This window comes from Streptococcus mitis, assembly GCF_002096815.1.
In the GTDB taxonomy this organism is placed as follows: domain Bacteria; phylum Bacillota; class Bacilli; order Lactobacillales; family Streptococcaceae; genus Streptococcus; species Streptococcus mitis_AD.
Map to the genome: position 1 here is coordinate 13,257 of NZ_NCVJ01000016.1, position 15,841 is coordinate 29,097.

At 41.3% G+C, this 15,841-nt stretch carries 16 protein-coding genes, 1 riboswitch and 2 other annotated features; of the genes, 12 read left to right on the plus strand and 4 right to left on the minus strand.

The genetic code is table 11. The features are described from left to right. Nucleotides 1-5: 5 nt before the first annotated feature. The 5 genes from B7696_RS01115 (at nucleotide 6) to B7696_RS01135 (ending at nucleotide 3,699) form a co-directional block, all read left to right on the plus strand. Complete coding sequence (locus tag B7696_RS01115) at nucleotides 6-410, plus strand: PaaI family thioesterase (protein WP_084861680.1); 405 nt, start codon at nucleotides 6-8, stop codon at nucleotides 408-410. 156 nt (nucleotides 411-566) lie between these two features. Then, a complete protein-coding gene (locus B7696_RS01120; RefSeq protein WP_049552502.1) occupies nucleotides 567-1,421 on the plus strand; it encodes a DNA adenine methylase in 855 nt (284 codons plus the stop codon). A 25-nt stretch (nucleotides 1,422-1,446) separates the two neighbouring features. Continuing rightward, complete coding sequence (locus B7696_RS01125; RefSeq protein WP_192856265.1) at nucleotides 1,447-2,214, plus strand: DNA-methyltransferase; 768 nt, start codon at nucleotides 1,447-1,449, stop codon at nucleotides 2,212-2,214. Next, complete coding sequence (locus B7696_RS01130; protein WP_084861684.1) at nucleotides 2,207-2,779, plus strand: PD-(D/E)XK nuclease superfamily protein; 573 nt, start codon at nucleotides 2,207-2,209, stop codon at nucleotides 2,777-2,779. The genes B7696_RS01125 and B7696_RS01130 overlap by 8 nt, the downstream gene beginning before the upstream one ends. A gap of 14 nt (nucleotides 2,780-2,793) precedes the next feature. Then, nucleotides 2,794-3,699, plus strand: a complete 906-nt coding sequence (locus B7696_RS01135) for a type II restriction endonuclease (protein ID WP_084861686.1) — start codon at nucleotides 2,794-2,796, stop codon at nucleotides 3,697-3,699. 46 nt (nucleotides 3,700-3,745) lie between these two features. Here the strand turns inward: B7696_RS01135 and B7696_RS01140 are convergent, their stop codons facing one another. From B7696_RS01140 to B7696_RS01155, 4 genes are all read right to left on the minus strand, one after another. Then, the gene (locus B7696_RS01140; RefSeq protein ID WP_061439776.1) at nucleotides 3,746-5,008 is read right to left on the minus strand and encodes a nucleobase:cation symporter-2 family protein; all 1,263 of its coding nucleotides are present in this window, start codon (nucleotides 5,006-5,008) and stop codon (nucleotides 3,746-3,748) included. Beyond that, nucleotides 5,008-5,589, minus strand: coding sequence for a xanthine phosphoribosyltransferase (locus B7696_RS01145; protein WP_084861688.1), 582 nt, complete (start codon nucleotides 5,587-5,589; stop codon nucleotides 5,008-5,010). The genes B7696_RS01140 and B7696_RS01145 overlap by 1 nt, the downstream gene beginning before the upstream one ends. A gap of 129 nt (nucleotides 5,590-5,718) precedes the next feature. Beyond that, nucleotides 5,719-5,814: riboswitch (purine riboswitch) on the minus strand. A gap of 133 nt (nucleotides 5,815-5,947) precedes the next feature. Further along, complete coding sequence (locus B7696_RS01150) at nucleotides 5,948-6,334, minus strand: bleomycin resistance protein (RefSeq protein ID WP_084861690.1); 387 nt, start codon at nucleotides 6,332-6,334, stop codon at nucleotides 5,948-5,950. 11 nt (nucleotides 6,335-6,345) lie between these two features. Further along, complete coding sequence (locus tag B7696_RS01155; protein ID WP_084861821.1) at nucleotides 6,346-7,173, minus strand: exodeoxyribonuclease III; 828 nt, start codon at nucleotides 7,171-7,173, stop codon at nucleotides 6,346-6,348. A 133-nt stretch (nucleotides 7,174-7,306) separates the two neighbouring features. On the opposite strand from B7696_RS01155, the gene B7696_RS01160 reads away from it, so the two are divergent. The 7 genes from B7696_RS01160 (at nucleotide 7,307) to trpB (ending at nucleotide 15,619) form a co-directional block, all read left to right on the plus strand. Next, a complete protein-coding gene (locus B7696_RS01160) occupies nucleotides 7,307-7,762 on the plus strand; it encodes a DUF3290 family protein (protein WP_000675328.1) in 456 nt (151 codons plus the stop codon). After that, a complete protein-coding gene (locus B7696_RS01165) occupies nucleotides 7,759-8,394 on the plus strand; it encodes a DUF421 domain-containing protein (RefSeq protein ID WP_000174447.1) in 636 nt (211 codons plus the stop codon). Before B7696_RS01160 ends, B7696_RS01165 begins: the two co-directional genes overlap by 4 nt. Nucleotides 8,395-8,448: 54 nt before the next feature. Further along, on the plus strand, nucleotides 8,449-10,194 hold the full coding sequence (locus B7696_RS01170) for an ABC transporter ATP-binding protein (protein ID WP_084861692.1): 1,746 nt from the start codon (nucleotides 8,449-8,451) through the stop codon (nucleotides 10,192-10,194). Then, nucleotides 10,184-11,926, plus strand: coding sequence for an ABC transporter ATP-binding protein (locus B7696_RS01175; RefSeq protein ID WP_084861694.1), 1,743 nt, complete (start codon nucleotides 10,184-10,186; stop codon nucleotides 11,924-11,926). The genes B7696_RS01170 and B7696_RS01175 overlap by 11 nt, the downstream gene beginning before the upstream one ends. A 218-nt stretch (nucleotides 11,927-12,144) precedes the next feature. After that, entirely contained in the window at nucleotides 12,145-12,837 is a 693-nt protein-coding gene (locus tag B7696_RS01185; RefSeq protein WP_050229539.1) for a sugar transferase, read from the plus strand. A gap of 42 nt (nucleotides 12,838-12,879) precedes the next feature. Beyond that, a complete protein-coding gene (locus tag B7696_RS01190; protein WP_084861696.1) occupies nucleotides 12,880-14,109 on the plus strand; it encodes a DegT/DnrJ/EryC1/StrS family aminotransferase in 1,230 nt (409 codons plus the stop codon). 34 nt (nucleotides 14,110-14,143) lie between these two features. Beyond that, nucleotides 14,144-14,374, plus strand: a binding site (T-box leader). 66 nt (nucleotides 14,375-14,440) lie between these two features. After that, nucleotides 14,441-15,619 carry a tryptophan synthase subunit beta gene (trpB, locus tag B7696_RS01195; protein ID WP_000208439.1) on the plus strand — a complete coding sequence of 393 codons (1,179 nt, stop codon included), beginning with the start codon at nucleotides 14,441-14,443 and terminating at the stop codon, nucleotides 15,617-15,619. Then, nucleotides 15,616-15,841: a binding site (T-box leader), on the plus strand. Its footprint overlaps the gene before it by 4 nt.

The following is a 15,841-nucleotide window of genomic DNA, read 5'->3' on the forward strand; positions in this document are numbered from 1 at the left end:
AAACGATGAAAGATTTTCATTTTGACGCTATATCTGCTTTTGAAAATTACGAAATTGAACAAATGAGAGATGGTCATGTTGAGGTGACGACCAAAGTAGTGGACTCGTCGCTCAACTACTATGGCAATGCCCATGGTGGCTATCTCTTTACCCTTTGTGACCAGATTAGTGGTTTGGTGGTCATCTCACTGGGGCTTGATGGGGTGACACTTCAATCCTCTATCAACTATCTCAAGGCAGGAAAACTTGACGATGTGCTGACCATTAAAGGGGAATGTGTCCATCAAGGTCGCACAACCTGTGTCGTGGATGTCGATATCACCAATCAAGAAGGCAGAAATGTCTGTAAAGCAACCTTCACCATGTTTGTCACAGGCCAAAGGTCAGAAGATAGACAGGTGAGGACATAAAGAGTAATTTAATAGAGTGAGGTGGATTTTGGAATTTATAAAATTTGCCTTACTCATTTTTTGATATTGATATGATTTAATTCTAAAATAGAAAATTTAGTAATGTGGTAGAAAATACAAGAGTTGTGTTTTAATTTCTATGGTATAATTAAAAGCATGAAGATAAAAGAAATAAAGGAAGTTACTTTACAACCGTTCACGAAATGGACAGGTGGTAAAAGACAATTATTGCCTGTTATTAGAGAATTAATGCCTAAAACCTATAACAGGTATTTCGAACCTTTTGTTGGAGGTGGAGCTTTATTTTTTGATTTAGCTCCTAAAGATGCAGTTATTAATGATTTTAACGCTGAACTAATAAATTGCTATCAACAAATTAAGGACAATCCTCAAGAATTGATTGAAATTTTGAAAGTTCATCAGGAATATAATTCAAAAGAATATTATTTAGATTTACGTTCTGCTGATCGTGATGAAAGAATAGATATGATGTCTGAAGTACAAAGGGCAGCACGTATTCTCTATATGTTGAGAGTAGACTTTAATGGTTTATATCGTGTGAATTCTAAGAATCAGTTTAATGTACCTTATGGTCGTTATAAAAATCCTAAAATTGTTGACGATAATTTGATATCTGCTATTTCAACTTATCTGAATAATAATCAAATAGAAATTAAAAAAGGAGATTTTGAAAAGGCTGTTTTGGATGTTCAACCAGGGGATTTTGTATATTTTGATCCCCCGTATATTCCATTGTCAGAGACAAGTGCCTTTACTTCCTACACTCATGAGGGGTTTTCATATGATGATCAAGTAAGATTAAGAGATACCTTTAAGAAATTGAGTGATGCAGGGGCTTATGTTATGTTATCAAACTCCTCTAGTTTTTTGGTAGAGGAGTTGTATCGAGATTTTAATATCCATCATGTTGAAGCTATCCGAACTAATGGAGCAAAATCTTCAAGTCGAGGAAAAATTTCTGAAATTATAGTCACAAATTATGAAAAATAACGAATATAAGTATGGAGGTGTTTTAATGACAAAACCATACTATAATAAAGATAAAATGATTCTTGTTCATGCAGATACGTTTAGGTTATTATCGAAAATGAAACCAGAAAGCATGGACATGATCTTTGCTGATCCTCCATATTTTTTGAGTAACGGTGGTATATCAAATTCTGGGGGACAGGTTGTATCTGTAGATAAAGGTGACTGGGATAAGATTTCTTCCTTTGAGGAAAAGCACGAATTCAATCGTAAATGGATTCGTTTAGCAAAAGAAGTTTTGAAGCCTAATGGGACTATTTGGATTTCGGGGAGTTTACATAATATTTACTCAGTTGGAATGGCATTAGAGCAAGAAGGTTTTAAAATTCTAAATAACATTACTTGGCAGAAAACAAACCCTGCACCTAATTTATCCTGTCGTTATTTCACTCATTCTACTGAGACTATTTTATGGGCAAGAAAAAATGATAAAAAAGCTCGTCATTATTACAATTACGATTTGATGAAAGAGCTAAATGATGGTAAGCAAATGAAAGATGTTTGGACAGGTGCTTTGACGAAAAAAGCTGAGAAATGGGCTGGCAAGCATCCAACACAAAAACCAGAATATTTATTGGAACGTATAATTTTGGCCTCTACTAAAGAGGGTGACTATATTCTAGATCCATTTGTTGGTAGTGGCACTACGGGTGTTGTTGCGAAGCGATTAGGTAGAAGATTTATAGGTATCGATGCTGAAAAAGAATATTTGAAGATAGCTAGAAGAAGATTAGAGGAGGAAAACTATGGCTAGAAAACCAAATAAACATGGAGGAGGAGCCAAAACGACCACTAATGGTTTGAAATTTGAAAGAGATACTGATTTTTCGGAATTAGTAGATTCCCTTCCAGGATATGAAGTTAAAGAAATAGATTTCAAAGATAGAAAAGTAACAAAAGGCTTTGAAGTTTTTAGAGTTGGGGAAGAAGAAATCATTGGTAAAATTATGCCTCAATATAGATTTTATGATTTTTTGAAAGAATTGGGGATTAAGAATACCAATTCTAAACAATGGAAACCAGATGAAGTATTTATAAATTTTGAAAATCATACAGTTTATATAGTTGAGAAAAAATGGCAGGAAAGCGAAGGAAGTGTTGATGAAAAACTACTGGGCTTTGGCAATAAAAGACGTATTTATCAACGTTTGTTAGATAGTGTGCAAGAGGGTGAACCATTTTCTGTGCAATTCATATTTGTTGGAAATAAAAGTTTTTTTGGTCAAGATAAATATCGTGATACTTTTGAAATGTTACGAGGGGACGGCATCAAAATAATGCTTGATGAATACGACATGACATTTTTTGGTTTATTTTAATTACAAGGTGAATTATGGATTTTAATACTTACATTTCTTCATCATCAGAAGATAGATTACAAAATTTTTTAAATACTCTCTCAATTACCAACAGAACTCCTGAATACTATGTAAATTGGGAGAAAGTTGATCGTGAGACAAAGAAGTATGAACTAGAGTTGAACACTTTAAACTACTTAATTGGTAAAGATGATATTTATATAGAAGCTCTTGACTTGTTCACTAAACAACCTAATTTGTTAAAAGCAATTCCTAGTCTGATTGCAAGTCGTGATAATGTTTTAGATATTCTGACAATAGATAATGACGATAATATGTCTTTTGAGCAATTGGATTTCAAAACGATAGACACTAGCAGAATAGATGATTACATCAAATTTATTGAGAAATCTGGTTTATTAAAGTTTTTACAACAACATGCTAATCGTTCATTAGTTGATTATGTTTATGGAGTGGAGACTGGATTAGATAGCAATGCACGAAAAAACCGAAGTGGGACAACCATGGAGGGAATTTTAGAGAGACACGTAGCAAAGATTTCTCAGGAACAAAAATTGGATTGGAAAGCTCAAGCTACAGCCCAATATATTAAAGATAAGTGGGGGATTAAAGTACCTGTCGATAAGTCTGAAAGAAGATTTGATGTTGCAGTTTATTCCCGAGAAAAACATAAGGTTTGGTTGATTGAAACAAATTATTATGGCGGCGGAGGAAGTAAATTAAAAGCGGTTGCTGGAGAGTTTACTGAACTCAGTCAATTTGTTATTACTTCAGATGACGATGTTGAATTTGTTTGGGTTACTGATGGTCAAGGATGGAAAACAGCACACTTACCATTAGCAGAAGCATTTAGTCATATTACGAATGTATTTAATTTAGAGATGTTAAGAGAAGGATTTTTAGCTGATTTATTTTTATAATGATTGCTCATTAGCTACACAAAAAAGAGGTTCACACCTCTTTTTCTTATTTCTTTTTATGATTTAATATGGCATTGAGGACAATAGCAAGTAGGCTAGCTACAACGATTCCGTTTGAGAAGAACATTTGGAAGGCTGTCGGCATGCTGACAAAGAGATTACTGTTATTTAGACCGACACCTGCAGCGATTGAAACAGCTGCGATAAGGAAGTTATGTTCATTGTTAGCAAAGTCAACACGAGCGAGGATTTGCATCCCTTGAATTGATACAAAACCAAACATCACCAGCATGGCACCACCGAGGACAGGGCTCGGAATGATTTGGGCAAGGGCACCAAACTTAGGAAGGAGTCCAAGGAGAACGAGGAAACCAGCTGCGTAGTAGATTGGCAGGCGAGTCTTGATACCTGATAATTTAACCAAACCAACGTTTTGTGAAAATCCTGTGTAAGGGAAGGTGTTAAAGATTCCTCCGAGAAGTACGGCCAAGCCTTCTGCGCGGTAACCGTTGCGAAGGCGCGTGCTGTCGATTGGGTCTTTCGTGATATCAGACAAGGCTAGGTAAACACCAGTCGACTCCACCATAGAAACCGTTGCGATGATACACATCATGACAATAGATGAGATTTCAAAGGTTGGCATCCCAAAGTAGAGTGGAGTTGGGACATGGACAAGTGGTGCTGCTGCAACAGGAGAGAAGTCCACCAAACCCATGCTAGCAGCAATGGCAGTTCCAACAACCAGACCAATCAAAATAGAGATAGACTTGATAAATCCTTTGGTAAAGATGTTAATCAAGAGGATAATCAAAACAGTGATAGCGGCAAGCAAGAGACTTTGACCAGTTGGCTCTGGAACGTTATTTCCCATATTTCCAATAGCGACAGGAATCAAGGTTAAACCAATAGTGGTAATAACAGATCCTGTTACGATAGATGGGAAGAGATTGGCTACTTTTGAGAAGATGCCTGAAACAAGAACAACGTAAATCCCTGATGCGATAAGGGCACCAAACATAGCGCCACTACCATGGCTTTGCCCAATCATAATCAAGGGAGCGACCGACTGAAAGGCAACTCCGAGAACGACTGGGAGTCCAATCCCAAAGTATTTGTTGAGTTGGAGTTGGAGGAAGGTTGCCACCCCACACATGAAGATATCTGTGGAAATCAGGTAGGTCAACTGCTCAGTTGAATAGCCAAGGGCTGTCGCAATCATGATAGGAACCAGGATGGATCCTGAGTACATGGCTAGTAAGTGTTGCAAGCCAAGAACGGCTGCTTGCGAATGTTTTTCTTGAGTTTGCATTAGAGATCTGCCTCCTTAAAAATAACTTGACCATTTTCAAAACGATCCAAACGAGCGAGTGATAGGACAGGATAGCCTGCTTTTTCAAGCAAATCACGGCCATCTTGGAAGGATTTTTCAATCACAATACCGATAGCTTCGACTGTGGCACCAGCTTGTTCGATGATTTGAATCAAGCCTTTAGCAGCTTGGCCATTAGCAAGGAAGTCGTCGATAATCAAAACCTTGTCCTCTGGTGAGAGGAATTTTCCAGCGATAGAAACGGTGCTGGTTACCTGCTTGGTAAAGGAGTAAACTTCGGCAGTTAAGATGCCTTCGTTCATAGTGATGTTCTTAGCTTTTTTAGCGAAAATCATGGGAACGTTTAAGGCTTCAGCTGTAAAAACGGCTGGGGCAATACCTGACGCTTCAATGGTTACAACCTTAGTAATGCCAGCAGAAGCAAATTTTTCCGCAAAAACCTTACCGATTTCTCGCATCAAGCTAAAGTCAACTTGGTGGGTTAAAAAGGAATCCACCTTGAGGATGTTATCACCCAAGATATGCCCATCCTTGAGGACGCGCTCTTCTAATAATTTCATAAGACCTCCTAAAGTCTAAAAGCTAATCCATTTGCTTGTTTCAGATTTCTATCCAGTAAAACTGATAGAAAAAGGACCTACTTAATCTCTAAGCAAGTCCCCAAAATAGGCATGGCAAAAACGACCATACCTCACTTCTGACTTACTTATTGTTAGGTGTTCCGGCACCTTGTAGAAACGTCGTGCCAATTCACGACATAAACAAGTAAAATGATATTCAATTTTAAATAGGCTTGTGCCAATGTTTTTATTTTACACTAAATAACTTTAGAAATCAAAGATTTTGTTAGTGTTTAGATAAAAAAAACGAACGAACAAAAACCTACAACACGATACAGTATTGTAGGTTTCTATTTTTCTACTCGCTAAATCTTAAAAAATAGCCATCTGGATCCAAAACTGCAAATTCATGGGGATATATAAAGCTATCTCCTACTCGAAATTCTCTTTTTGTCAGGGGACGATGGATAGGATAGTCAGCTTCCAGCAGTTTTTGGTGGAGCTGAGGAACATCTGCAATGCCAAAGGAAATATTGACACCGCGCCCGAAAGGATAGGTTAGTTGGGCTAATTCTTCTGTGCTGCCTTCTTCTAGCATAAGTTGGCAGTCTTCAAGCGAGAGGAAGAGAAATTTCTCCTCTGGACGCTCGTATTCGACAGAAAATCCCAGCAAGTCGCAGTAGAAGTGGCGTGACTTTTCGAGGTCAGATACTACAAATTCAGGAATGACAGCTTGATAGTCCATTCGTTTTCTCCTTAGAGCTCAATCTCCATGACAATGGGTGCGTGGTCTTGGCGCGCACCAGAGTCAATCATATCAGACTTAGTCACCTTGTCAGCCACGCGGTTGCTTGTCAGCCAGTAGTCGATTCTCCAGCCTGTATTGTTGATTTTAGAAGTCTTGCTGCGTTGTGCCCACCAAGTGTAGCGTTCTGGAACATCGCCATGAACATGACGGAAGGTGTCTGCAAATCCAGTTGCTAAAAGGTTGGTAAATCCAGTACGCTCCTCGTCGGTAAATCCTGGTGAACGGCGGTTGCTAGCAGGATTTGCAAGGTCGATCTCATTGTGGGCCACATTGTAGTCACCGGTCGCAAGGACTGGTTTTTCTTTGTCTAGTTCAGCCAAGTATTCAGCATATTTGACATCCCAGACTTGACGTTCTTCCAAGCGTTTGAGGCCGTCGCCAGCGTTTGGAGTGTAAACTTGGGTCACGAAAAATTCATCAAATTCCAAGGTGATGATGCGGCCTTCCAAGTCCATGGTAGAAGGAGCACCGATTTCTGGAAAAGTGACAGTGGGTGTGAGTTCTTTCTTATAGAGGAACATAGTACCAGCATAGCCTTTACGGGCAGGTTCTTGGGAAGAGCGCCACGTATTTTCGTAGCCTGGGAAGAGTTCAGCTAAAATTTCCAAGTGTTTCTTTGTAGGCCCCTTGGCAGAAAGCTTGGTTTCTTGGATAGCGATGATATCAGCATTTTCAGCGACCAAGGTTTGTAGTACTTCTTGGGACAATTTGGCACGAGCTGAGTCACTAGTTAGGGCAGCATTGAGGGAATCAATATTCCATGAGATGAGTTTCATAAAGTTACCTTTTTCATTCAGATTATAGATTTTATTATACCAAAAAAAGGTCCATTTCCCCAACGTATGGCTTGAAAAATCACTCTCTTTCGTTTATAATGAAGAATGATTTTATGAAAGGGAGTGAAAATAAATGAAATTTTACTCATATGACTATGTACTTAGCCAAATCAGTCAGCAAAATGGCATCATGATTGGCTTTGGTATTGTGCTCCTAGCTATCACAGGATTTTTTGCTTTTAAGGCTTATCGTGATAAAAAGGGAACTAAGTTTCGTGAATTGGTCATGATTTTGGCCTTGACTTTGGTAGCCATGCTTTTGGTAACAATCTCAAAATACCAGACCAATCAAGCCTCTAACAATCAATTTCAAACTTCCCTTCATTTCATAGAGGTCATTTCTAAAGACTTGGGAGTGGATAAATCAGAAGTTTATGTCAATACTTCAGCTGCCACTGATGGAGCACTTATCAAGGTAGGTTCAAATTTCTATCGTGCCATGAACGGGAGCCAACCAGACAAGTATCTTTTAGAGAAATTAGAATTGCATCAAACAGACGCTATTGAATTGGTGGAGGTAAACAAATGACACTCAACTACATGGAAATTTTAATCAAACTGGCCTTGGGTCTTTTCTCGCTTGTTTTTGTTATCAATGTGACAGGAAAGGGGAATCTAGCACCTAACTCTGCTACAGACCAAATTCAGAACTATGTTCTCGGTGGTATCATTGGTGGGGTGATTTACAATAGTTCTATCAGTATTCTCCAGTATGCAGTGATTTTGATGATGTGGACGATTTTGGTCTTGACCCTCAAATGGCTCAATAACAATGTTCGTTTTGTCAAACGCTTGATTGATGGTAAACCGACTCTGCTCATCAAAAATGGGCAGATTGACCCAGAAGCCTGTCGTTCAGTTGGTTTGTCTGCGGCAGATGTTGCTCTCAAACTTCGTAGCCAAGGAATTTTCCAGATGAAGCAAGTTAAACGAGCTGTGCAAGAGCAAAATGGCCAACTCATCGTGGTCCAAATGGGGGATGAAAATCCTAAGTATCCAGTTGTGACTGACGGTGTGATCCAAGTAGATGTTTTGGAATCGATTGGTCGTAGCGAAGAGTGGTTGCTTGATAACCTCAACAAGCAAGGACATGACAATGTAGCTAATATCTTTATCGCTGAGTATGACAAGGGTGCCGTTACAGTCGTAACCTATGAATAAGAAAAACCTGGGGTCTTGGCCTCAGGTTTCTATTTGCAATCAGAAAGGGATTTTATGTCCATTATTCAAAAACTTTGGTGGTTTTTCAAGTTAGAAAAACGCCGTTATCTAGTCGGAATTGTGGCCCTGGTCTTGGTTTCCGTCCTTAATCTCATTCCCCCCATGGTCATGGGGCGGGTCATTGATGCTATCACATCGGGGCAATTAACCCAGCAGGACCTCCTTCTTGACCTATTTTACTTGCTTCTTGCAGCCTTTGGGATGTATTATCTGCGCTATGTTTGGCGTATGTATATCCTTGGGACTTCCTACCGTTTGGGACAGATTATGAGGTCTCGCTTATTTGAGCATTTTACAAAAATGTCTCCAGCTTTTTATCAGACCTATCGAACGGGAGACCTGATGGCGCATGCCACCAACGATATCAATGCCTTAACTCGTCTAGCAGGTGGTGGGGTTATGTCTGCGGTGGATGCTTCTATCACGGCTCTGGTGACTTTGCTGACCATGCTCTTTAGCATTTCATGGCAGATGACCTTGGTTGCCATTCTTCCCTTGCCTTTCATGGCTTATGCGACCAGTCGTCTAGGGAGAAAGACCCACAAGGCTTTTGGCGAATCCCAAGCTGCCTTTTCCGAACTCAATAACAAGGTGCAGGAGTCTGTATCAGGTATCAAAGTGACAAAGTCCTTCGGTTATCAGTCGGATGAGCTTAAGTCCTTTCAGGAGGTCAATGAATTGACCTTCCAAAAGAACCTCCAAACCATGAAATACGATAGTCTATTTGATCCCATGGTTCTCTTGTTTGTTGGTTCATCCTATGTGTTAACCCTTTTGGTCGGCTCCTTGATGGTTCAGAAAGGGCAGATTACGGTTGGAAATCTGGTTACCTTTATCAGCTACTTGGATATGCTGGTTTGGCCTCTTATGGCTATTGGTTTCCTCTTTAATATTACTCAGCGAGGCAAGGTTTCCTACCAGCGGATTGAGGAACTTTTGTCTCAGGAATCACCTGTACAAGACCCCGAGTTTCCTTTAGATGGTATTGAAAATGGACGCTTAGAGTACGATATTGACAGCTTTGCCTTTGAAAATGAGGAAACACTGACGGATGTTCACTTTAGTTTAGAAAAAGGGCAAACCCTGGGCTTGGTTGGGCAAACAGGCTCTGGGAAAACTTCCTTGATCAAACTTCTCTTGCGTGAATACGATGTGGATAAGGGAGCCATTTATCTGAATGGCCACGATATTCGTGACTATCGTCTGACAGACCTTCGCAGTCTCATGGGCTATGTCCCTCAGGATCAGTTTCTCTTTGCGACTTCAATCTTAGACAATATTCGCTTTGGCAATCCTAAACTGCCTCTTTCAGCGGTCGAGGAAGCGACCAAGCTAGCACAAGTTTACCAAGACATTGTAGTCATGCCTCAGGGATTTGATACGTTGATTGGTGAAAAGGGAGTCAGTCTTTCTGGAGGTCAAAAGCAGCGTCTGGCCATGAGTCGGGCTATGATTTTAGACCCTGATATCTTGATTTTGGATGATTCTTTGTCGGCCGTGGATGCCAAGACAGAGTATGCGATTATCGACAACCTTAAGGAAACACGTAAGGACAAGACAACCATTATTACGGCTCATCGCCTTAGTGCAGTTGTCCATGCAGATTTGATTTTAGTCCTGCAAAATGGCCAAATTATCGAACGAGGCAGGCACGAAGACTTGCTAGCTTTGGATGGCTGGTATGCTCAAACCTACCAGTCTCAGCAGCTGGAAATGAAAGGAGAAGAAGATGCAGAATAAGAAAGAACAATGGACTGTATTGAAGCGCTTGATGTCTTATCTCAAGCCTTATGGACTCCTGACCTTTTTGGCACTCAGTTTTCTGCTAGCGACGACGGTCATCAAAAGTGTCATTCCCCTTGTGGCTTCCCACTTTATCGACCAGTATCTCAGCAATCTCAACCAACTTGCCGTGACCGTTTTGCTGGCCTACTATGGTCTTTATCTCCTGCAAACTCTGGTCCAGTATGTCGGTAATCTTCTCTTTGCGCGGGTATCCTACAGCATTGTTAGAGATATTCGTCGTGATGCCTTTGCCAATATGGAGAAATTGGGCATGTCTTATTTTGACAAGACACCAGCAGGCTCTATCGTCTCTCGTTTGACAAATGACACCGAGACTATCAGTGATATGTTTTCGGGGATTTTATCTAGCTTTATCTCAGCAGTTTTCATTTTTCTGACCACTCTTTATACCATGTTGGTATTGGATTTTCGTTTGACAGCATTAGTCTTGCTCTTTCTCCCCTTGATTTTCCTTTTGGTCAATCTCTATCGGAAAAAATCAGTGAAAATCATTGAGAAAACCAGAAGTCTCTTGTCAGATATCAATAGCAAGCTGGCCGAAAACATCGAGGGAATCAGGATTATCCAGGCCTTTAATCAAGAGAATCGCCTACAGGCAGAGTTTGATGAAATCAACCAAGAACACTTGGTCTACGCCAACCGTTCTGTAGCCTTGGATGCCCTCTTTTTGCGCCCTGCCATGAGTTTGCTGAAACTCCTAGGATATGCAGTGTTAATGGCTTATTTTGGGTACCGTGGACTTTATCTGGGAATAACAGCAGGGACCATGTATGCCTTTATCCAGTATATCAATCGCCTCTTTGACCCCTTGATTGAGGTGACGCAAAACTTTTCAACCCTTCAAACGTCTATGGTTTCTGCAGGCCGTGTCTTTTCCCTGATAGACGAGAGGACCTATGAACCTCTTCAAGAAAATGGCCAGGCTAAAGTCAAAGAAGGCAATATCCGTTTTGAACATGTGTGTTTCTCATATGACGGGAAACATCAGATTCTGGATGATATTTCCTTTTCGGTTAACAAGGGTGAAACCATTGCATTTGTAGGCCATACAGGTTCAGGGAAATCTTCGATTATTAATGTCCTCATGCGCTTTTATGAATTTCAATCAGGGCGAGTTCTCTTGGACGATGTGGATATTAGGGACTACAGTCAGGAAGAGCTGAGAAAAAACATCGGTCTGGTCTTGCAGGAACCCTTCCTCTATCATGGAACCATTAAGTCCAATATCGCCATGTACCAAGACATTAGTGATGAGCAGGTCCAGGCTGCTGCAGCCTTCGTGGATGCAGATTCCTTTATTCAAGACCTTCCTCAGGGTTACGACTCACCTGTGTCCGAGCGTGGTTCGAGCTTTTCAACTGGACAGCGCCAGCTTCTTGCCTTTGCTAGAACAGTTGCCAGTCAGCCCAAAATCTTGATTTTGGATGAAGCGACAGCAAATATTGACTCTGAAACAGAAAGTCTGGTTCAAGCTTCACTGGCTAAGATGAGACAGGGACGAACAACCATTGCTATCGCTCACCGCCTTTCTACCATCCAAGACGCCAACTGTATCTATGTTTTGGACAAGGGGCGCATCATCGAGAGCGGAAGCCATGAGGAACTTTTGGCCTTGGGAGGAACCTATCACAAGATGTATAGTTTGCAGGTAGGGGCCATGGCCTAATACTCTTTGAAAATCTCTTCAAACCATGTCAGCTTTATCTGCAACTTCAAAGCTGTACTTTGAGCCACCTGCGGCTAGCTTCCTAGTTTGCTCTTTGATTTTCATTGAGTGTAAGAAGGAAATCCTTCAAATTACAGATTTCTTTCACCGCCTTTTCCATTTTGTGGTATAATGAAAAATGTTGACAAATAGTATAATAAAAACAAAGGAGAAACAGCATGCTGAAATGGGAAGACTTGCCCGTGGAAATGAAATCAAGCGAGGTTGAGTCTTACTACCAGCTTGTCTCTAAAAGGAAGGGTTCGCTGATTTTCAAGCGTTGTTTGGACTGGGTTTTGGCCTTGGTTGTACTGGTTCTGACCTCTCCCATCTTTCTCATTTTGAGCATTTGGATCAAGTTGGATAGCAAGGGGCCAGTGATTTACAAGCAAGAGCGTGTGACCCAGTACAACCGTCGGTTCAAGATTTGGAAGTTCCGGACCATGGTGACGGATGCGGATAAAAAAGGGAGTCTGGTGACTTCTGCTAACGATAGTCGTATTACCAAGGTTGGCAATTTCATCCGCCGTGTGCGTTTGGACGAACTGCCTCAGCTGGTCAATGTCCTTAAAGGCGAAATGTCCTTTGTCGGTACACGACCTGAAGTGCCACGCTACACAGAGCAGTATAGCCCTGAAATGATGGCAACCTTGCTTTTGCCAGCAGGGATTACCTCTCCAGCCAGCATTAACTACAAGGATGAGGACACTATCATCAGTCAAATGACGGAGAAAGGCCTGTCAGTTGACCAAGCTTATGTAGAGCATGTTCTTCCTGAAAAGATGCGCTATAACCTCGCCTATCTCCGAGAGTTTAGTTTCCTTGGAGACATCAAAATCATGTTTCAAACCGTGTTTGAAGTACTAAAATAAAGTAGTCATGAGAGAATGAGTACAGATAAAAGGAGCAAATCAATGCCAAATTACAATATTCCATTTTCACCACCCGATATTACGGAAGCAGAAATTGCTGAAGTAGCGGATACCCTGCGTTCTGGTTGGATTACAACCGGTCCTAAGACCAAAGAATTGGAGCGTCGCTTGTCTCAATACACACAGACTCCTAAGACTGTCTGCCTAAACTCTGCGACTGCCGCTCTGGAGTTGATTTTACGCGTTTTGGAAGTAGGACCTGGTGATGAAGTCATCGTTCCAGCCATGACCTATACAGCTTCATGTAGTGTCATCACTCACGTGGGAGCAACCCCTGTAATGGTGGATATTCAAGCAGATACGTTTGAGATGGACTATGACCTGCTAGAGCAAGCTATCACTGAAAATACCAAGGTAATCATTCCAGTAGAACTTGCAGGGATTGTTTGCGACTATGACCGTTTGTTCCAAGTAGTGGAGAAGAAACGTGACCTCTTTACTGCTTCAAGCAAGTGGCAAAAAGCCTTTAACCGTATCGTGATTGTTTCTGATAGTGCTCATGCTTTGGGATCTACTTACAAGGGTCAACCGGCTGGTTCTATCGCTGACTTCACATCCTTCTCATTCCATGCCGTTAAGAACTTTACAACGGCCGAAGGTGGAAGTGCCACTTGGAAAGCTAATCCAGCGATTGACGACGAAGAGATGTACAAGGAATTCCAGATTCTTTCCCTTCACGGTCAAACAAAAGATGCCCTAGCTAAGATGCAATTGGGTTCATGGGAATATGATATAGTAACACCAGCCTACAAGTGCAACATGACCGATATCATGGCTTCACTTGGTCTGGTACAATTGGATCGCTATCCAAGTTTGTTGCAACGTCGTAAGGACATTGTGGACTGCTATGATCGTGGTTTTGCAGGTTCTCGCATTCATCCTTTAGCACACAAGACTGAAACTGTCGAATCTTCACGTCACCTCTACATTACCCATGTAGAAGGAGCAAGCTTAGAAGAACGCAATCTTATTATCCAAGAATTAGCTAAAGCAGGAATTGCAAGCAATGTCCACTACAAACCGCTTCCGCTTTTGACAGCCTATAAGAATCTTGGTTTTGATATGGCGAACTATCCTAAGGCTTATGCCTTCTTTGAAAATGAAATTACGCTCCCTCTTCACACTAAATTAAGCGATGAAGAAGTGGACTATATCATTGAGACTTTCAAAACAGTTTCTGAAAAAGTACTAGCTTCATCAAAAAAATTGTAAAAAAGTCTTGACAAAGAAAAAACAAAGTATTAAAATAAGTTCAATAAATCAGAAAAGTAATTATTTTTGATCTTCAGGGAGCCTGTGGTGATTGTGAACAGGTGGTTGGAAGTAGTGAAAGTGGGCTGATTTTAAAAATGAATTTGAAACAATGAAAGTTCGGTGCGCACACCTTACAGTGCAACTTGTTGTTAGACAAGGTAGAGATGTAAAGGGGATAGTCCCTTTATAATTGAGGTGGCACCGCGTTACCAACGCCCTCACGCAGAAGTAGATTCTGTGTGTGGGCTTTTTTCATATCTTGGAACCAATACAGAAAGAGGAAAATTTTATGACAACTAAAGGTTATTTTGGACAATTTGGTGGTAGTTTTGTACCGGAGCCGATTCAGGCTTTGTTGGATGAGTTGGAAGTGACATTTGACAAGTACAAGGATGATCCAGAATTTTTGGCAGAATTTCGCCATTACTTAAAGGACTATTCAGGTCGCGAAACACCGCTCTATTTTGCGGAAAGTTTGACAGACCACTTAGGTGGCGCTAAGATTTATCTCAAACGTGAAGACCTTAACCACCTTGGTTCTCACAAGCTAAACAACGTTTTAGGACAGATTCTTTTGGCCAAACGTATGGGCAAAAAACGAGTAATCGCAGAAACAGGAGCTGGTCAGCACGGGGTTGCGACGGCGGCAGCTGCAGCCAAGTTTGGTATGGCCTGTGATGTCTACATGGGGGCAGAGGATGTGGAACGTCAACGTCTCAATGTTTTCCGTATGGAGATGATGGGAGCAACTGTTCACGCAGTTGAAACAGGGACTCGTACCCTTAAAGATGCTGTTGATGCAGCCTTTGGAGCATGGATGAATGACCTTGAAGCCTTCTATGTTCTGGGATCTGCTGTAGGTCCTCACCCTTATCCTACAATTGTCCACGAGTTCCAAAAGGTCATCAGTGAAGAATCTCGCCGTCAAATCTTAGAAAAAGAAGGACGCTTACCAGACTACGTTATTGCTTGTGTAGGTGGTGGTTCCAATGCCATCGGTGCTTTTTCTCAGTATGTAGCTGATGAAGAAGTTAAATTGGTTGGGGTCGAAGCTGCTGGACATGGACTTGACACAGACAAGCACGCAGCTACTATGACAAAAGGTAGTATCGGAATTGTCGACGGCATGAAGACTTATGCAGTCTTTAAGGAAGACGGAGAGTTGGCTCCAGTTTACTCTATCTCAGCTGGATTGGACTATCCAGGGGTTGGCCCAGAACACGCCTACTTTAAAGATTCAGGTCGCGTGGAATATGTGGCTGCGACAGACGAAGAAGCTGTTCAGGCTCTCCTCCTTCTCAGCAAGACTGAAGGAATTATCCCAGCGATTGAAAGTTCGCACGCTATCGCAGAAGCGGTTAAACGTGCACCAAAACTAAGTAAAGACGATATTATCATCATCAATGTCTCTGGTCGTGGAGACAAGGACGTAGCTGCGATTGCAGACTACCTAGAAGCTAAAAAATAATAGATGGAAAAATTACAGTCCTTTCTCTCACAGAGAGCTTGTGGTTGCTGGAAACAAGCAGAGAATGCTGTAAGGTTGGGTCCATCTGAAACGAGAGAAGAAAACATAATTCTCAAGGGAGTGCCCTTTATCGCACAGCCTGTTACAGGAGGTATCTGAGACAGGAATGAGAGATAGGAGAAATCCTATAATTGAGGTGGCACCGCGAATTTCGTCCTCACG